At 67.5% G+C, this 18,370-nt stretch carries 17 protein-coding genes; 9 read left to right on the top strand and 8 right to left on the bottom strand.

Translation table 11 applies throughout. The features are described 5' to 3' along the window. Positions 1-19: 19 nt before the first annotated feature. The 3 genes from ACWCPQ_RS00545 (at position 20) to ACWCPQ_RS00535 (ending at position 3,087) form a co-directional block, all read left to right on the top strand. On the top strand, positions 20-1,057 hold the full coding sequence (locus tag ACWCPQ_RS00545; protein ID WP_449893156.1) for a heme/hemin ABC transporter substrate-binding protein: 1,038 nt from the start codon (positions 20-22) through the stop codon (positions 1,055-1,057). A gap of 69 nt (positions 1,058-1,126) precedes the next feature. Continuing rightward, positions 1,127-2,209 carry a FecCD family ABC transporter permease gene (locus ACWCPQ_RS00540; RefSeq protein ID WP_449893154.1) on the top strand — a complete coding sequence of 361 codons (1,083 nt, stop codon included), beginning with the start codon at positions 1,127-1,129 and terminating at the stop codon, positions 2,207-2,209. After that, positions 2,206-3,087 carry a heme ABC transporter ATP-binding protein gene (locus ACWCPQ_RS00535; RefSeq protein WP_449893152.1) on the top strand — a complete coding sequence of 294 codons (882 nt, stop codon included), beginning with the start codon at positions 2,206-2,208 and terminating at the stop codon, positions 3,085-3,087. The genes ACWCPQ_RS00540 and ACWCPQ_RS00535 overlap by 4 nt, the downstream gene beginning before the upstream one ends. A gap of 109 nt (positions 3,088-3,196) precedes the next feature. On the opposite strand, the gene ACWCPQ_RS00530 is transcribed toward ACWCPQ_RS00535, so the two are convergent. Further along, complete coding sequence (locus ACWCPQ_RS00530) at positions 3,197-3,604, bottom strand: winged helix-turn-helix transcriptional regulator (protein ID WP_449893150.1); 408 nt, start codon at positions 3,602-3,604, stop codon at positions 3,197-3,199. 79 nt (positions 3,605-3,683) lie between these two features. Between ACWCPQ_RS00530 and ACWCPQ_RS00525 the strand changes: the two genes are divergently transcribed. Continuing rightward, a complete protein-coding gene (locus tag ACWCPQ_RS00525; protein WP_449893148.1) occupies positions 3,684-4,628 on the top strand; it encodes an NADP-dependent oxidoreductase in 945 nt (314 codons plus the stop codon). On the opposite strand, the gene ACWCPQ_RS00520 is transcribed toward ACWCPQ_RS00525, so the two are convergent. The 3 genes from ACWCPQ_RS00520 to ACWCPQ_RS00510 are packed head-to-tail and all read right to left on the bottom strand — an operon-like array spanning position 4,599 to position 7,675. Next, positions 4,599-6,728, bottom strand: a complete 2,130-nt coding sequence (locus ACWCPQ_RS00520) for an MMPL family transporter (RefSeq protein ID WP_449893146.1) — start codon at positions 6,726-6,728, stop codon at positions 4,599-4,601. The genes ACWCPQ_RS00525 and ACWCPQ_RS00520 overlap by 30 nt on opposite strands. 15 nt (positions 6,729-6,743) lie before the next feature. Beyond that, a complete protein-coding gene (locus tag ACWCPQ_RS00515) occupies positions 6,744-7,304 on the bottom strand; it encodes a hypothetical protein (RefSeq protein ID WP_449893144.1) in 561 nt (186 codons plus the stop codon). A gap of 20 nt (positions 7,305-7,324) precedes the next feature. Next, positions 7,325-7,675 (bottom strand): hypothetical protein, encoded by a 351-nt coding sequence (locus ACWCPQ_RS00510; RefSeq protein ID WP_449893142.1) that lies wholly within the window; start codon positions 7,673-7,675, stop codon positions 7,325-7,327. Between the two features lie 125 nt (positions 7,676-7,800). Between ACWCPQ_RS00510 and ACWCPQ_RS00505 the strand changes: the two genes are divergently transcribed. From ACWCPQ_RS00505 to ACWCPQ_RS00495, 3 genes are read left to right on the top strand one after another with little or no spacing between them, the layout of a single operon-like run. After that, a complete protein-coding gene (locus tag ACWCPQ_RS00505) occupies positions 7,801-8,868 on the top strand; it encodes a hypothetical protein (protein ID WP_449893141.1) in 1,068 nt (355 codons plus the stop codon). Further along, positions 8,868-9,134, top strand: a complete 267-nt coding sequence (locus tag ACWCPQ_RS00500) for a DUF5703 family protein (RefSeq protein WP_449893139.1) — start codon at positions 8,868-8,870, stop codon at positions 9,132-9,134. Before ACWCPQ_RS00505 ends, ACWCPQ_RS00500 begins: the two co-directional genes overlap by 1 nt. Positions 9,135-9,139: 5 nt before the next feature. Continuing rightward, positions 9,140-10,216, top strand: a complete 1,077-nt coding sequence (locus tag ACWCPQ_RS00495) for a quinone-dependent dihydroorotate dehydrogenase (protein WP_449894352.1) — start codon at positions 9,140-9,142, stop codon at positions 10,214-10,216. A gap of 10 nt (positions 10,217-10,226) precedes the next feature. Here the strand turns inward: ACWCPQ_RS00495 and ACWCPQ_RS00490 are convergent, their stop codons facing one another. Then, a complete protein-coding gene (locus tag ACWCPQ_RS00490; protein WP_449893138.1) occupies positions 10,227-10,604 on the bottom strand; it encodes a hypothetical protein in 378 nt (125 codons plus the stop codon). A gap of 603 nt (positions 10,605-11,207) precedes the next feature. Between ACWCPQ_RS00490 and ACWCPQ_RS00485 the strand changes: the two genes are divergently transcribed. Together ACWCPQ_RS00485 and ACWCPQ_RS00480 are read left to right on the top strand one after the other, a co-directional pair. Continuing rightward, positions 11,208-12,476, top strand: a complete 1,269-nt coding sequence (locus ACWCPQ_RS00485) for a carbohydrate kinase family protein (RefSeq protein WP_449893137.1) — start codon at positions 11,208-11,210, stop codon at positions 12,474-12,476. A gap of 223 nt (positions 12,477-12,699) precedes the next feature. Next, a complete protein-coding gene (locus tag ACWCPQ_RS00480) occupies positions 12,700-14,529 on the top strand; it encodes an AMP-dependent synthetase/ligase (RefSeq protein WP_449893136.1) in 1,830 nt (609 codons plus the stop codon). A gap of 46 nt (positions 14,530-14,575) precedes the next feature. Here ACWCPQ_RS00480 and ACWCPQ_RS00475 read toward each other — a convergent pair whose 3' ends face one another. The 3 genes from ACWCPQ_RS00475 to ACWCPQ_RS00465 form a co-directional block, all read right to left on the bottom strand. After that, positions 14,576-15,103: a YbhB/YbcL family Raf kinase inhibitor-like protein gene (locus tag ACWCPQ_RS00475; RefSeq protein ID WP_449893135.1), complete on the bottom strand. Its 528-nt coding sequence runs from the start codon at positions 15,101-15,103 to the stop codon at positions 14,576-14,578. Between the two features lie 20 nt (positions 15,104-15,123). Further along, a complete protein-coding gene (locus ACWCPQ_RS00470; protein WP_449893133.1) occupies positions 15,124-16,482 on the bottom strand; it encodes a M20/M25/M40 family metallo-hydrolase in 1,359 nt (452 codons plus the stop codon). 268 nt (positions 16,483-16,750) lie between these two features. Next, positions 16,751-17,644: a helix-turn-helix domain-containing protein gene (locus ACWCPQ_RS00465; protein WP_449893131.1), complete on the bottom strand. Its 894-nt coding sequence runs from the start codon at positions 17,642-17,644 to the stop codon at positions 16,751-16,753. Between the last annotated feature and the right edge of the window lie 726 nt (positions 17,645-18,370).

Here is an 18,370-nt window from a genome sequence, read left to right as displayed (position 1 = left end):
ACGGATTAGCCTTGCCTTCATGAGGTATCACCGGGTCCGCTCCGGAGGGGCGCGCGCACTGCTGGCAGGACTCGCGGCAGGCCTGCTCGTCCTCACCGCGGCCTGCGGCAGTCCCGAACCCGCGAGCGCCACCGGACAGCAGGGCCCGGCCACCGCGGTCCTCGGCGACCTGGACCCGGTCCCGATCACCCCGGCGCCCACCCCGGTACTGCCGGCCACCGTCCGATCCTTCGACGGCACCGATGTCACCGTCACCGACGCGAGCCGGATCGTCGCCGCCGACCGGTACGGCACCCTCGCCCAGATCGTGTGGGCATTGGGGCTGGGCCAGAACATGGTGGGCCGCAGCACCGCAGCGGCGTTCCCCGCCGTCGCCCACCTGCCGAACGTCACCGGCGGCAACGGCTCACTCAACGTCGAATCGATTCTGGCGCTCCGGCCCAGCGTGTTCCTCACCGACACCACCAGCGCCTCACCGGCTGTCCGGGAGCAGTTGCGTGCCACCGGGATCACCGTCGTCTACTTCGACCCGGAACGCACCATGGAGGGTGTGGTGCCGCAGATCGAGGCCGTCGCGGGTGCCCTCGGTGTGCCCGGGCGCGGACAGGAACTCGGGCAGCGGACCAGCGACGAGATCGCGGCCGCTTCTGCGGCCGTCCCCACCCCGGACCCCGGACTGCGGATCGCGTTCCTGTATCTACGATCCAGCGCCATCACCATGCTCGCCGGGCCCGGCTCCGGCGCGGACGCGCTCATTGCCGCGCTCCACGCCGAAGACGCCGGGCAACAGGCCGGACTCACCGAACCGTTCACCGCCATCACCAGCGAAGCGATGATCGCGGCCGCGCCGGACGTGCTGCTGGTGATGACCGACGGAATGAAATCGATCGGCGGGGTCGACGGGATCGTGCAGATCCCCGGCATCGCGCAGACTCCCGCCGGACGCAACAAACGCATCGTCGACATGTCCGACGCGGTGCTGCTGTCGTTCGGCCCGAACACCGGCCGCGTCATCGCCGCCCTGTCCGACGCCGTCTACGGCCGAGCCGGCGCATGAGCGAACCGGACACGGAAGCGGCGACAGCGCCCGACCACGGAGGGCCTCGCTCGTGCGGATGAATCCGGCATGACCGTCGAACTGGAGAAACGACCCGCTCCCCCCGCCACCGATCATCGGCAACGCCGCGCTGTCCTGGCCTTCACTGTCGCCGCGGCGGTACTGGTCGCCTTGGCGCTGGCCTCCGCCGCGATCGGGCAGGTACCCACCACGCCGGCCGAGGTGGCCGGTAGCGTCGCCCACCGCATCGGCCTCGACTGGGGTCCCGTACCCGCGCATCCCGCCGGCGAGGTCACCCTGTGGGAGGTCCGGTTCCCGCGGGTCGTTCTGGCGATTCTGGTGGGAGCCGCGCTCGCCACGGCCGGCGCACTGCTACAGGGTGTGTTCGCCAACCCGCTCGCCGAACCGGGCGTGATCGGTGTGTCCTCGGGTGCGGCAGTAGGCGCCGGAACAGTGATCGTCTTCGGCGGGGCGTTCGTCGCCGCCTGGTCGGTCGCGGCCGCCGCGTTCGTCGCCGGACTGTTCACCACGGCGCTGGTGTATGTGCTGTCCCGGTCGGGCGGCCGCACCGAGGTGGTCACCCTGGTACTCACCGGTGTGGCCGTCAACGCGTTCGCCGGCGGGCTCATCGCGTTCCTGCTGTTCGTCGCCTCACCCGCTGCCCGCGATCAGATCGTCTTCTGGCAGTTGGGCAGCCTCAACGGCGCCACCTGGGACGCGGTCACGGTCGTCGCGGTACTCACTGTCGCCGGAACAGCTGCCGCGGTACTCGTCGCGCCCCGGCTCGATCTGCTCGCGCTCGGCGAATCCGCGGCCCGCCACCTCGGTGTCGATGTGGAGCGGCTACGGCGCACAGTGATCGTGATCGTCGCGGTGCTCACCACCGCGGGGGTGGCGTTCACCGGGATCATCCTGTTCGTCGGCCTGATCGTCCCGCATGTCGTCCGGATGATCGTCGGGCCCGGACACCGGGCACTCATCCCGGTCAGCGCGGTCCTCGGCGCCGTGGTGCTGCTCGGCGCCGATGTCGCCGCCCGTTCCCTGGTCGACAATGCCGACCTACCGCTGGGCATGCTCACTTCGCTCATCGGCGCCCCGTTCTTCTTCTGGTTGTTGCGCCGCACCAGGGCGCGGGCGGGAGGCTGGGCATGACGACCGCCCCGGCCACCCTGCGCCACGGACTCACCGGGCTGCTGCGCCGTACACACGAACTGCCCCGCGCCCCGGAAGCGGGCAGTGTCACGCTGCGGGCCCGGGGAATCACCCTGGACCGGCACGGGGGCGGCGGCGGAACCCGCCGGGTACTGGACGGGGTCGATTTCGAGGTCGCGGCCGGTGAGGTTGTGGCATTGGTGGGCCCCAACGGCGCCGGAAAGTCGACACTGCTCGCGGTACTGGCCGGCGAGCTGGAACCCGGGCAGGGCGATATCGAACTCGACGACCGCCCCCTCGATCGATGGACACCGATCGATATGGCGCGGCGCCGCGCCGTACTACCCCAATCCCACACGGTGGGGTTCCCGTTCACCGCCGCCGAGGTGATCGCCATGGGGCGCGCGCCCTGGCAGCGAACCTCCCGCGCGGACCGCGACCAGGAGATCATCGCGGCCGCCATGGCCGCCACCGACAGCACGCATCTGGCCGGGCGCGCCTTCCCGAGCCTGTCCGGCGGTGAACGGGCCCGGGTGGCGCTCGCCCGGGTGCTGGCACAGGACACCTCGACCCTGCTGCTGGACGAACCGACCGCCGCACTGGACCTGGGACATCAGGAGGCTGTGCTCACGCTCGCCGCCGACCGCGCCGCGACCGGCGCCGCCGTGGTGGTGGTCCTGCACGATCTGGCGTCGGCCGCCGCCTACGCCGACCGCGTCGCTGTTCTCGACGCCGGCCGGGTCGCGGCCGCCGGACCGCCGCGCGAAATCCTCACCGGGGAACTGCTCAGCCGCGTCTATCGATACCCGGTCGAAGTCCTCGACCATCCCGATACCGGTGCGCAGTTGGTGCTGCCGGCGCGCCGGATACGCGGCTGAGCGTGGGTGGGGCAGATTCGGCGCAGCCGTGGTCCGGAGCGACACACGGTCGGCGCAGCCGAGAAGTGATCGGCTGCTGCGGACATCCCGGAGCCGGAGAGGTTTCCGATCAGGGCCGGTCAGGGCGAGAATCGTAGGACTCGCGGGCCGCGTGGACGCTGTCCATGTGGAGTTCGGACCAATCCTTGACGGCCTGCATCACCGGCAGGAGCGAACTGCCGAGTTCGGTCAGTTCGTAGTCGACACGCATCGGCACCGAAGGGGTCACCGTGCGCGAGACCAGCCCGTCCCGTTCGAGATTCCGGAGTGTCTGAGTGAGCATCTTCTGGCTGATACTCGCCAACCGACGACGCAGATCGCTGTAACGCTGCGGGCCCGCGGCGAGCGCGTTGATTGTCAGGCTCACCCATTTGTCGGCGATACGGTCCAGCAGGTGACGGGCCGGGCAGTCCGCGAGATAGGCGTCGTAGGCGGCACCGGCCTCGATCCGTTGTTGCGCGGCGGTCCGAGTGGCCATCACAAGCCTCCTCACAGTTCCCTACGCACCTGGAAGTGCCTACTTCCGGAAAGAGAGTAGCACTCCGAAAATTGTGCACATGGTGACAAACGAGAAGATGCGGGCCGTCATCGCCCGCGGCTACGGCGGAACCGGTGTCCTCGAAGTCATCCGGACACCGATCCCGCGCCCCGGTCCGGGGCAACTGCTGATCCGCGTCGAAGCCGCGACGGTCAACCCCGTCGATGTGGCCACCCGAACCGGCGCTCTCGTCGCTGCCGGGCTCATGTCGGCCAGAACGACGACCGGACTCGGATGGGACGTCGCCGGTACCGTCGCAGAGCTCGGCCCACAGACAACCGGATTCACCGTGGAACAGCCCGTGATCGGACTGCGCGACCTGCTGGACACTGCGCTCGGCGCCTACGCCGAATACATCGTCCTCGACGCGAACGCGGTGGCCCCCGCGCCGCGAGGTGTCGCCGCGACCGCCGCGGCGACACTTCCGCTCAACGCGCTGACCGCCGCGCAGTCCTTGGATCTGCTCGCCCTCACCCCGGGCAGCACCGTGCTGATAACCGGTGCCGCGGGCGCTGTCGGGGGGTTCGCCGTGGAACTGGCGGCGCGCCGCGGGCTGCGGGTCGCCGCGCACGCCGGCAACACCGATGCACCGTTCCTACGCGGTATCGGAGCCGAATGGTTCGTCGATCGCGATACCACCGACCTCGCCGCGCACCTGCGGCGGCTGGTACCCGGCGGCGTCGACGGCGCGCTGGATACGGCCGGACTGGGGATCTCTGCCCTCGCCGCGGTACGCACTCGCGGGGCGTTCGCCGGCGTGACGGGCGGACAACCACTGATACCGTTGCGCGGCATCGGAATCCATCAGCAATGGATCAGCGCCGACGGCGCCGCCCTCGCCGATCTCACCACCCGGGACCTCACCCTGCGAGTCGCCGGCACCCTGCCCTTGGACCGCGCCGCCGAAGCACACGGCCTGCTCGAAAAAGGCGGACTACGCGGTCGTCTCGTCCTGACGCCCTAGCCGGCGCGGCCGCCAGATCAGTTTCAGCACGGCCGGGGTGAGCAGCATGCGGATCACCGTCGCGTCCAACACCAGGGCCGCGATCATCCCGTAGGCGATGTACTTCATCATCACCAGCTCCGAAAAACCGAACGCGCCCGTCACCACGATCAGGATCGCCGCCGCCGAGGTGATCACCCCGCCGGTGTGCGCGATCCCGTACCGGATCGCCTCGGGCGGTTCGGCTCCGCCGGCGTGCGCCTCCACCACCCGGGACAACAGGAACACCTCGTAGTCGGTCGACAACCCGAACACCACGGTCACGATCAATACCAGCACCGCGAACATCAGCGGACCCGGCGTGAAATCGAACAGATCCGATCCGTGCCCCTCCACGAAAATCCACGTCAGAACGCCCAGCGTCGCCCCCAGACCCAGCGCCGACATCGCCACCGCCTTCACCGCCAGGATCAGCGACCGGAACGCCGCGTACATCAACGCCAGCGCGGCCGCCACCAGGATCGCCGCCAGCAACGGCAACCCGTCGAGCAGCCCGTGGATACTGTCGCGCTCCAGCGCCGGAACCCCGGCCACCAGCACCTGCACACCGTCGGGTTCGGAGATCCCGCGCAACACCGCGATCGCGGTATCGGCGGCGCGATCGTCCACCAGACCGGCCTCCAGCACATTGATACCGTCCAGGGTCGGCGCCGCCGGTTCGAACGGACCGGTCAAACCCGGGGTCGCGTTCGCCTCGATGCGGATATCGCTCAGCTGGGTCGCATCGGCGCCGGTCACCACCAGCCGCAACGGCTCGGTCCGGAAACCGGGGAACAGCACATCGAACTGCTCCTGCGCCACCCGCGCCGGATTGTCCCGGGCCAGATATTTCTCGCTCAGACCCCCGAACTCGATATGCCGGAACGGCACCATCAACAACAGCAGGCCCAGCACCACCGGCACGATCACCGCCCACGGCCGCGCCATCGACCGGACGGCGAGCCGGGAGAAGATCCCCCGATCGATCTCGGCCTCCGTACTGGCCCGCGCGAATCGGCGCCACTGCCACAGATCGATCTTCGTCCCTGCGATCGCCAGCATCGCCGGAAGCGCTGTCACCGACAGCACCGCCGCCAGCAGTACCGAACTGATCCCGCCGTACGGTACCGACCGGAGAACACCGTTCGGGAAGATGAACAGCGCGCCGAGACTGACCGCGATGATCGCCGCCGAGAACAACACCGTGCGCCCGGCGGTGGCAACCGTACGCGCCACCGCGTCCTCCACGCTGCGTCCCGCCCCGAGCTCCTCCCGGAATCGCGTGACCGTGAACAGGCCGTAATCGATCGCCAATCCCAGGCTCACCAATGTGACGACAGCGCTGGCGAACACGTTCACGTCGATAAAGCCGGTGAGCCCCCGCATGATGCCCTGGGTGCCCAGGATCGTCATCCCGCCGACCAGTACCGGCAGCAACGCGGCCACCATCCCACCGAAAACGAAGTACAACAGGATCGCCACCAGCGGTAGCGCGATCATCTCCGCCCGCCGGATATCGTCCTGCATCCCGGTGTTGATGCCCTCCACCACCGGTTGCAACCCCGCCAGCTGCACTGTCGTGCCCGCCGGGCCGGTACCCGGGCCGTCCGAAGCCAGATCGCCGAGAATCGCCTGATAGTTGTCGACGGTCACCGAACCCTCGCCGCGCAGACCGATACTGGCGAACGCGTGGGTGCGGGACGCGTCGGCGAACTGGCCCGACAAGCCGGTATCCCAATAACTGTCGATACGCAGCACTTCGCCGGGATGTTCGCGCAGCAGACCGGCCAGCTGATCGGTCACCGCCGCCCGCACCTGCGGATCGTCCACCGTACGCCCCGGCGGCGCGGTGTACAGGGCGATCACATCACTGTCGGTGTCCCGGCCGAATGTCGAATCGGCCAGCTTCGACGCCGCCACCGATTCACTCGACTCGTCGAACCAGCCCTCCTGCGTCAGCCGATCCGCGAGATCACGGCCGTACAGGCCCGATACCGCGACCAGGGCCAGGAAGACCACGAGTACCGCCAACCGATGCCGGTATACGAAACGACCCCACCCGTGGGTCCCCGCCGTGAGCATCTGCGCGGGCCCCGCCTAGCCGCACGCCGCGGTTCGGTAATCGGCCGAACGCAGGATCCCGCACAGATCGGTCCGCGACAGTTTCCAGGAGCCGTCGAGGAAGATGAAATGCACCACCGTGGTGCGGACCGCGGTTCCGGAACCGTCCTTGTCCAACCGCAGCGTCGCCGTCACCGTTCCGTCGTGGTTGTCGAACACCGGGTCGGTGACCCCGTACACGGCCCGCGGATTGTCCTGCAGCGCCTTGTACATATCCGGGATCGCCTGCGCGAACGCCTCCCCGTCCTCGATCAGCGCGATACGCTCCGTATCCGGCAGCGCCGGGTCCAGCGCCTGTTTGATCCGACCGTCCAGTTCCGCGGCCGTCGGCAGTGCCCGCGCCGCGAGCGTCCGCGACGTCGCCGCCGCGGACGAGGACAGCGCGGCCTTCGCCGACGACCGCGCCGCGGCCACCGAGTCCTCGTCGATCCCGGAGCCGCAGGCGGCGACCGACACCGCCACCGCGAACAGAATCACGAGTGACATAAATCCGGCGCGCACTCCGCGCACCAGCCGGGAAACAGGTGTGTACCGCATCACGTCCTGCATACCATCATTCACTGCATACCCTCGATCACCGACCCGATCCGGGCCAGCAGCGCCCGCACGGTCGGAACATTACGGCCTCCCGGCGGCGGTTCGGCCGCGGGGAGCAGATCACGCACCAGCGCCACCACACTGCGCACATCGTCGAGATCGGTATCGGTCACATGGGTTTCCGCGATCGCGACCACATCCTCGGCTCCCGGCACCTCCTCCGGATCCAGATCCGGCCGGTACACCTCCAGCCGCAATATCGTCCGCACCGTGCGGAACGCGAAGGTCCGCCCGTCGCCGGTACAACCGAATCCGTGCGCGAACGGGCCCGTGGTCACCTCATCGGCGGAAAAACCCGGTACCTCGTGCATCGTCGACTCCTGACCTCAGCACCGTCTGATCCGTACGGTAACCCGGGCTACGGTGGAGCCCGGCTGCCGACACCCCACATACCCCGCTGCCATCGCGGTCAACCCCGTCGTGATCAGATGATCGAATGCAGCATCGGTCGTTTCCGGACACAGCGCAACGGGTCCGGCGCCGCAGCCCCCGCGCTACCGTCGCCGCGACACTGTTCGCCGCCGCCGTCCTGCTGACCGGCTGCACCGGCGACTCCCAGCCGGGGCCCGGCGACGTACCCACCCGCGAACCCGCGCAACCGGCGGTGTCCCCACCGGTCACCGTCACCCCCGCCGGGCAGGTGTATCCCGCCCCGGCCCCGCTCACAGCTCTCGTCGGCGACCCCGGCAGCGGGAACCTCGCGGGACTGCACCCCGACGGCACCACCCTCACCGTCTTCACCCCGGCCACCGACCCGCCCACCACCCACGAGGTGCGACTCCCCGCGCCCGCCGCCACGATCGCCACCGGAACCCCGGGCGAGATCCTCGCCGCCACCGACGGCGCGATCCTGCGCATCGACGCCGCCACCCGGGCCGTCACCCGCATCCCGGTCGACGGCGCGCTGTACAGCGTGCGCTCCCGGCCCGACGGCACCCTGATCGCCGGCACCGCCGACGGCCGCGTCCTGATCCTCGACCGGACGGGCGAGATCCGGCAGACGGTCTCCGGGCTGGTCTCCGCCGACGCCATCGCCCTCACCGGCGACACCCTCGCGGTCCTCGACCGCCGCCAGACGCTGCTCACCGAGATAACACCAGGATCCGAGCGGCTCGGGCTCGCGCTCCGCGCCGGATTCGGCGCCGCCAACGTGGTGGAAGCACCCTACGACCGGGTCGTCGTCACCGACCCCGACAGCGGCCAGCTCCTCGTGTTCACCACCGATCCGCTCGTCCTGCGTCAGCGCTACCCGGTAGGATCGTCGCCTTACGCACTCACCTACGACCGGCGTTCTGACACCGTATGGGCGACGTGCACGCAGAGCAACGAGATCGTCGGCTACGACCTGTCGACGGGAACACCGCGCGAGGTGGGCCGGTACCCCACCGTCCGGCAGCCGAACGCGGTCACCGTCGACGACGCGACCGGCGATCTCTACATCGGCTCCGCGACCGAACCGGGTCTGCAGCGCATCACCGCGGACCAGCGCAAGAGAGGGCAGTGATGGCATCCACTCGACGTGCAGCGACCTCGCGCACCATACTCCCGCCAACCTGGGACACCAGCAGCGAGGACTACGAGTACATACCGCTGCGTCTGCCGCCCGACGTCACCCGGGTCACCGCCTCCATGCGGCTGTCGATCCAGGCCGAATACGGCGGCTGGGAACTCTCCCGCGTCCGCGCCTACACCGACGGCAGCCGCCGCGTGCTGCTGCGTCGGCGCAAAACCGCACTCACCAGCCCGGCCGGGCACGCACCGGAGCTATGAGCGTGCTGTATCGATTACTGCTCCGTGTCATGTTCCTGCTCCCGCCGGAAACCATCCACCGGATCGTGTTCGGTGTGATCCGCGCGGCCACCGCCTTCGCCCCTGCCCGGGCCCTGCTGCACCGCCTGTTCGGCGTGAACGACCCCATCCTGCGGACCACCGCGTTCGGAATCGAATTCGCGACCCCACTCGGCCTGGCCGCCGGGTTCGACAAAGACGCCACCGGAGTCGACGCCTGGGGCGCGCTGGGGTTCGGATTCGCCGAGATCGGCACCGTCACCGCCGCCGCCCAGCCCGGCAATCCGCAGCCCCGCCTGTTCCGGCTCCCCGCCGACCGGGCCCTGATCAACCGGATGGGCTTCAACAACCACGGCGCCGCCGCCGCGGCCGCCCGGCTGCACAGCCGGAAGACGACCGCGCCGATCGGAGCCAATATCGGCAAGACGAAGGTCGTCGACGCCGCACACGCCGCCGACGACTACGCCGTCAGCGCCCGCCTGCTCGGGCCGCTCGCCGATTTCGTAGTCGTCAACGTCAGCTCCCCCAACACCCCGGGACTGCGAGATCTGCAGGCCGTGGAATCACTGCGCCCGGTCCTCACCGCCGTACTCGACAGCGTCCGGGTACCGGTCCTGGTCAAGATCGCGCCCGACCTGTCCGACGAGGACATCGACGCGGCCGCCGATCTGGCCGTGGAACTCGGTGTCGCGGGCATCGTGGCCACCAATACGACAATCGGCCGCGACGGACTCGCCAGCGACCCCGAGCACGTCGCCGCGATCGGGGCGGGCGGACTGTCCGGCCCGCCGGTGGCCGACCGCTCCCTCGAAGTCCTGCGCCGGCTGTATGCCCGCGTCGGCGACCGGCTGGTCCTGGTCTCCGTCGGCGGTATCGAAACCCCCGAGCAGGCCTGGGAACGGATCCTCGCCGGCGCCTCCCTGCTGCAGGGCTACACCGGATTCATCTACGGCGGCCCGCTGTGGACCAAACACATCCACCGGGGAATCGCCGAGCGGCTGCGAGCCGCCGGCTACCGCAGCCTGGCCGACGCCGTCGGCGCAGGCCACGCCGCACACCGCTGAACAGACCCGCTCACGCGGCGGAACCACTGCGGATCGCGCCGGGATCTTCCCGATAGGGCCCACCCGGCGCGATCCGGTCGTTCATGAACTGCGACTCCAGCAGCCGGGCCTCCACCCGGTTCGCCAGCAGCACGACCACCTGCTCCCACACCATGCCCAGCAGACCCACCGATTCGACGGCACGAGCCAGCGCCACCTCGTCGCCCACCAGCCTGGGATCGGACAGGGTCTCGTCCACGGCCATACCCGCATACGCCTGGTCGAACGACAGATCACGGCCGGGCAACCAGCTCAACCGCCACCGCGACCCGTGCCGGGTCTGCACACGTTCGGCGAATTCGGGCGAGATACCACTGGTCATCAGCCAGTCGGTGATATGGATGGTCACAGCTGCCTCCTCAGGGGCTCGGCACCGAGACCGGGCCGGAGAAACGGCCGGCACGGCATCGCTGCCGTCAGGGGGATGAAGGACGAGTCGACGAAGGCGCTCAGCGCGCCGTTCCGGAAGATGGCTCCGGATCCGCGCTTACACGATCGATACCGCGTCGTGGCTCGCCTCGACGTCCTCCGGCCAGGGATTTCCGAACTGCGATCACCAGGCCCTCCCGTTCCTCTGATCGAGGGAAAAACTCTCCTCAAGTCTGTCATTTGACACATCTCCGGTCAACGATGATGTCAAACGCCCTTTGCACTATGGTTATTGCCAGTATCGAACGGGCTGAAACCCCGGACGGCGACGAACACCAGGAAGGCGCGCCACATGGTCCCCCACGACGACACGGCCATCGTCGCGATCCGCAACATCCTCACCCGGTTGTGCAAGCGTTCCGGCCTCAGCGCGGAACGGCTACGGACGACCGAGATCGATATAAGCCCCCTCCTCGACCTCCCCGTTGTCAGGCGCTACGCCCAGGACCACCGGCTCTCCCGCCTCGAAGCTGTCCTCCCCCTCGTACGGGAACATGCTCGGCGACTGCCACCCACCCATCGCGTGATCACGGACGCCGAATTGTCATTGGGGCTACTCCGCGAATTCGATCAGGGCGAGATCGATCCGGCCGCGCTCTACTCCCAAGACCTCGGTGCGCGCCGCGAATACCTCTCCACCCATTGGAGCGGGCTGCACCGACTCGCGGCCGCGGACACCATTCCGCCCGCCCCCACAGTCCGTTCACTTCGCGCAACCCCCGAACGCCGCGCATTCACGGCGTTGGCCGCTCTTCTCGTCACCGGCACGGTTCACACAGACGACCGTTACGGTCTCGTCCGCGAACGGGCCACCACCGGAACACTCACCGTTATCGGCGACGCCGTGATCGACCACATCTACCAAGTGGACACCATTCCCGACGCGCGCGGTTTCGCCCGGGGACGCTTCACCGCGAACCCGGGGGGCAAAGGTTTGAATTGTGTCGTCGCCGCAGCACGCCTGGGAATAGATGTCCGATTCATCACCACCGTAGGTGATGACGAAGGGGGCAGGCGCATCCTCGACTACCTGCGATCCGAGAACATCGACACGTCCTCGGTGAAGGTAGCGCCGAACGCGGCCACCCCGACCACTGCCCTCATCGTCAGCCGTACAGGGATCACCGGCACCATCGCATGCACCGACGATCGTATTCGGCTGACCGACACTGAACTCACCGCTCCACTTGTTCGATCGGCCCTCGCCGACTCCGACGCGGTCCTCATCACCCTTGAACCCCCGCTGCCGGTCATCGAGCAGGCGCTGGCAACAGTCCAAGCCTCGGCAAAGCGTCCACCGGTGCTCGTCACTTCGGCGAAGGTTGACACACCACAGGTTCTCTACCGATACATGTCCTCCGTCGACTATTTGATCGGATCCGTTCGCGAGCTGGACTACCTGGTGCCAGAGGTACCCGCACGCTCCGGCCCACACATTGCGGAGCAACTGCGAATGCTCGGAGCCCGAGCCGTCTGCGTCGTCGAGGACTTCGGCTGTACCGTACGCTCCGATCGCCTGGCACTCGATATTCCGCGCATGCAGGCAGCCGCACTCACCGATATCCCGGGCTCACGGTCTGCCTTCGTCGGCGCTCTGATCTACCGGCTGCTGGCGGGGTCCCGCGAGCGTGAAGCGGCAGATACGACAAGCTATTTCGCAAACGAGCACGACTTCGCCTGGGCTACTGCCGCCATGGTCGCAACACAGTCGTTTGCCGGCGATATCCCAGGCACCATGCCGACGGTCGACGAAGTCGATCGAATCATTCGTCTCACATCCGAGAAACACTGATCCCGCAACGAGAAGTGCGAACCGAGATCAGCCGTGCGACATCGAGCACTGCCCCACAAACGGACCAGCGGGGTCGAACCGCAGTCGCTCGACCAGGCGGATCGCCGTACAGGCCACCGAACCCCCGGTAACATAGTGATCCACCTCACTCCTGCAGCGGACCGTTTCCGACGGCACCGGAGGTGAACGCGTCCGCGGCACACCCCAGCACCGGGATCGGACCATGACCACAGACACCACCTACCGGCACCGCACCGGCGCCCTCGTCGACACCGTGCCCGCAGCGTTCCAACAGACCCTCACCCTGCGCCCCGACGCCGTCGCCCTGCGCACCGTCGGCGGCACCCAGCAGATCACCTGGCGCGAATACGGGGAACGGGTCCGCGAACTCGCCGCCGGATTGTCCGCACTCGGACTCCGCCGCGGCGACACACTCGGCGTAATGCTCACCAACCGACCGGAATTCAACCTTCTCGACACCGCAGCCCTACATCTCGGCGCCACCCCGTTCTCCGTCTACAACACCTGCTCCCCCGAACAGATCGCACACGCCTTCACCAACGCCGGAAACAAGATCGTCGTCACCGAACAACAATTCCTCGACACCATCCGCGCCGCCGACGTACCCCTCGACCACATCGTGATCGTCGACGGCCCCGCGGAAGGCACGACCTCACTGGCGGATCTGCAGGCCCGGCCCGATCCGGAATTCGACTTCGACGCGGCCTGGCAGGCCGTAGAACCCGGCGATCTGGTCACCATCATCTACACCTCCGGCACCACCGGGCCGTCCAAAGGCGTAGAACTCGACCACCGCAACGTGCTCGCCCAGATCACCGCGCTCAACAGCGGACCCATGGACGTCGGACTCGACGATCGCGCGATCTCCTACCTCCCCGCCGCGCACGTCGCCGACCGGATCTCCGGACACGCCATCAATCTCGTCACCGGCATCCAGATCACCACCGTCCCCGATCCCCGGGAAATCGCCGCCGCACTACCCGACGCCCGGCCGACCGTGTTCTTCGGCGTCCCCCGCGTCTGGCAGAAGATCAAGAGCGGCGTAGAAGCGAAACTGGCCGCCGAAACCGGGGTCCGGAAAACCATCGCCGAATGGGCAGTGGCCACCGGAATCGCCGCCGCCCGCGCCGATCTCACCGGCACCGGACACGGACCCCTGCTGCACCTGCAACACCGGATCGCCGAAAAACTACTCCTCGGCAAAGTACGCGCCGCGCTCGGGCTCGGCGACCTGCGAGTCGCATCCTCCGGCGCTGCCCCCATACCGCCGGAAACCCTCGAATTCTTCCTGGGCCTCGGATTCTGTGTCTCCGAGGTCTGGGGCATGTCGGAAACCAGCGGTGTCGCCACCTTCACCGAACTCGACCGACCACGCCCCGGCTCGGTGGGACGTCCGGTCGACGGTATCGAACTGCGGCTCGCCGAAGACGGCGAAGTACTGGTGCGCGGCGAGATCGTCACCCGGGGCTACCGCGGTATGGCGGACAAGACTGCGGAGGCTCTGGACCCCGACGGCTGGCTGCACACCGGCGATATCGGAGTGCTGGCGGACGACGGATACCTCCGCATCATCGATCGCAAAAAAGAGATGATCATCAACGCGAGCGGGAAGAACATCGCCCCCAGCAATGTCGAGAACGCCGTGAAAGCGGCGTCCTCGCTCGTCGGACAGGTCGTCGCCCTCGGCGAAGCCCGGCCCTACATCACCGCGCTCATCGTGCTCGACGCCGATATGGCCGCACTGCGTGCCAAGGACATCGACACCGCCGCCGATATCGCGAGCCTCGCCGGCCGTCCCGAAATCATCGAAGATGTGCGGGCGGCCGTGGCGGCCGGAAACGCGAAACTGTCCCGGGTCGAACAGATCAAGAGGTTCGTCATCGTCGACACCGTCTGGGAACCCGGCGGTGACGAGCTCACTCCGAAGATGTCGCTCAAACGGGTACCGATCGCCACCAAATACGCGGACCGGATCACCGACCTCTACACGGACCCGCTACCCGAAAGTGTGATCGAGGTACTCGCTCGATAACGCCGGTGGCCCGGCGGTTTACCGCCAGGGCCACCGCACGCATGGGTCACTTCTGTTCGTAGGTACCCACCAGAACAGCACGGGCCAGGGTGTGCGAGAAGAGATTGAACCCGAGGAACGCCGGGGAAGCCTCCGGCGGAACCCCCAGGGAGTCCACATCCACCGCGTGCACCACGATGAAATAGCGGTGCGGACCGTGACCGGCAGGCGGGGCCGCGCCGACGTAGCCCGCGAAACCGCCGTCGTTGCGGAGAGTCACCGCGCCCGCGGGCAACTCCCCACCCTCACTGCCGGCACCCGCGGCCAGGTCCGTCACCGCGACCGGAATATCCGCCACCGCCCAGTGCCAGAAACCGGACGCGGTCGGAGCGTCGGGATCGTAGACGGTGACCACGAAACTCTTCGTCTCCGCCGGGAAACCCGACCAGCTCAGCTGCGGCGACACATCCTTGCCACCGGCACCGAACACACCGCTCACCTGGTTGCTGCCGAGGGAAGCACCATCGGATACATCGGCGGAGGTCAGGGTGAACGACGGCACCGAAGGCAGGGCGTCGTAAGGGTTGTCGGCCATGTTCTCCTCTTTCGATCGGATCAGCTGTGCAACAGGAAGTGTTCCAGTACCTGGGTGCCGAATTCGAGCGCATCGACCGGAACGCGTTCGTCGACACCGTGGAACAGGGCCGCGAAATCCAGCTCCGGCGGCAACCGCAACGGCGCGAACCCGAAGCACCGAATACCCAGATCCGCGAACGCTTTCGCGTCCGTTCCGCCGGAGAGCATGTACGGGACTGTTCGGCCCTGCGGGTCGTGCGCCAAGATCGCATCGTTCATCGCGTCCACCAGATGACCGTCGAAGGTCGTTTCGTAGGAGTCGAGTTTGGTGATCCACTCCCGCTCCACATCCGGCCCGATCAATTCGTCGACCTCGCGCTCGAACTCCGCCTGACGCCCCGGGATCACCCGGCAGTCCACCACGGCTTCCGCGGTCTGCGGAATGACATTCGCCTTGTATCCGGCGTTCAACATGGTCGGGTTGGCGGTATCGCGCAGGGTGGCGCCGATGATGCGGGAGATCGATCCCAGTTTCGCCAGTGTGCCTTCGATATCGGGACTGCCCGGATCGAACTCCAGCCCGGACTCTTCCGATACCGCGGCCAGGAATTCCGCCACCGAATCCGAGAGCACGAGTGGAAAGGTGTGGGTGCCCAGGCGGGCGACCGCGGCAGCCAGAATGGTGACCGCGTTGTCCTCGTGCAGGAACGATCCGTGACCGGCGCGCGCCTTCGCCCGCAACCGCATCCAGCCCAGCCCCTTCTCCGCGGTCTCCACCAGATACAGACGCCGTTCACCACCGTCCGGGCGCGGAACGGTCAACGAGAATCCGCCGACCTCACCGACCGCTTCGGTGATCCCTTCGAACAGGTCCGGCCGATTCTCGACCAGCCACTGCGAACCCCACTTCCCGCCGTTCTCCTCATCCGCCAGGAACGCGAACACCAGATCCCGCGGCGGCACCGTCCCCTCGATCTTGAACTGGCGCGCCACCGCCAGCATCATCCCCACCATGTCCTTCATATCGATCGCGCCCCGGCCCCACACGTAGCCGTCCCGTACGGCACCGGAGAACGGGTGCACACTCCAGTCCGCGGCCTCGGCCGGCACCACATCGAGATGCCCGTGGATCAGCAGCGCTCCGCGACTCGAATCGGCACCCGGCAATCGCGCGAAAACGTTTCCGCGACCGGGCGCGCCGGATTCCACGTATTCCGTGGTGTAGCCGACTTCCTCGAGTTGTCGCGCCACCCACTCGGCACACTCCTGCTCACCCTTGGTGGTCGCGAGCTCGCCGGTATTGGAAGTGTCGAACCGGATCAGTGTGCTGACCAGTTCCACCACCTCCGCCACGGCACGAGAACGAGCGGAACCCGAATTATCACCTGTAGCGGCCACGCCCCCTTCCTACCATCTCGGGTGTCTTTGTTTCCTTTTGGTTCGTTGTCGAAGGCTCGAACACATGTCTAAATGCGCATATCTACGTATGATCATTTTTATCAGCCGGGCTGTTGTGGGCTGGCCCTTGTTTCTGTGGGATGACGACGGGGAAACCCCACTCCGCGTGGCGAACCACCACGCCGGTGTACAGAACCGTGCCGCTTCCCCGCGATTCCGGCCACCGTACCGGGGAACGACTCCTCCCCCACTCCCGCGGAGCGTCGAACTATTCGGCGGGCAACTCGGAGAGCACTTTGCGGAGATAATCCCGGCTCTCCCCCGGGGTGAGCGCGATAACGCTCAGCTTGTTCATCACCGTCATGTAGACCTCGACATCCTGTTTCTTCTCCAGGTAGTGCGAGGTCGTGAGCTGCTCCATATAGACCATGTCGGGCAGTTCGGGCTCCGGGAAACGGAGAATGCTGAAGGAACCGCCGGCCGCGGGATGGCCGCCCACCGAATAGGGCAGCACCTGGATCTTCACATTGGGCCGGTCGGAAACGGCGATGAGGTGCTCGATCTGATCGCGCAGCTCCGGATATCCGTCGATCGGGCGGCGCAACGCGTTCTCGTCCACCACCGCCCACAGGGTCGGCGCAGCGGCACGGCTCAGGATGTCCTGGCGGCGCATCCGCATACCGACCCGGCGTTCGGTCTCGTCGTCGTTGCCGAGCGTTATCACCGAACGGGCGTAGGACTCGGTCTGCAGCAGGCCCGGCACGAACTGCGCCTCGTAGGTGCGGATCGTCGTAGCGGCCTGCTCCAGGCCGATATAGGTCTCGAACCAGTTCGGCAGCACATCGTTGAACGGTTGCCACCAGCCCGGATCATTGGCCTTCTTCATCAGGTCCAGGTAGACGGCCAGCTTCTCCGGGTCGTCGACCCCGTAGAGTTTCAGCAGATCGAGCAGGTCCCGCTCACGGAACCGGGTCCGGCCCAGCTCGAGGCGGCTGATCTTGGCATGCGAGCCGCGGATATGGTCGCCGGCGTCCTCACGACTGATCCCGCACGCCTCCCGCAGCCGGCGTAATCTACTGCCGAGCGAGATACGCAGCACCGTCGGCCCACGATCGGCTTCCGCCTGATCCTGGGGATCGGAATCGTCGTGCTCATGTGTCATGGTCGCCTCTGGCCAGTTCGTGCTGTGCTGCATCGTACGGCGCCCGCCACCGCCGAACCGCACCGGTCGGCAGGCGATCCTACTCTCTGGTAGGCACGTATTCCGGTAACGCGCCCACCCCCGAACAGATCGATAGTCGTGCGGCAACCGGCTGCCCGCCGGTATCCGGATCGAATCCTACAGTGCCGCATACCCGTAGCATCTTCCTGTTTGCACGCGGTATCAGGTTCCTTTGCGTAAACTTCCCCGACGACACGACGTCCGGCTTCACCTGTTACGGGAAGACCTGGGGAGACGACAACCGATGACGGCATCGGCAGAAGGAGCGAGTACCACTGGAGTCATTTCCGGTGTAACGCGTGCCTCCTCGCTCGATGGCGACGAACCGGGCGGTCCGCACAATTACGGCAACATCCACGCGAACCCTACCCGAGTCGACACCGTTGCCGTGTTCCACTGTAAAGCATTGGCCGCCAACACTTCCGGTGCTCCCGAATACCGCTCCCCGACCGGCTGGATCGGTCGCGTCCGGATAGGCTGGTCGGCAGTCATCCGGAACCGGCCGTTACCACCGAGGCAGCCCGATTCCGCAGTGTTTCTCGACGAACAGGATCCGGCCGCGAGTATGTTCCACCGTCCGCCGCACGAGTCGGCGCAGCGCGCTCCCACCCTCCGGCCACCCGTCACGTAATTCGAACCGGCCCGGCACCCCGCCGACGGCACCCG

The sequence above is a fragment of the Nocardia sp. NPDC001965 genome, from assembly GCF_053594175.1.
This window is presented reverse-complemented; position numbering and strand designations above follow the sequence as displayed.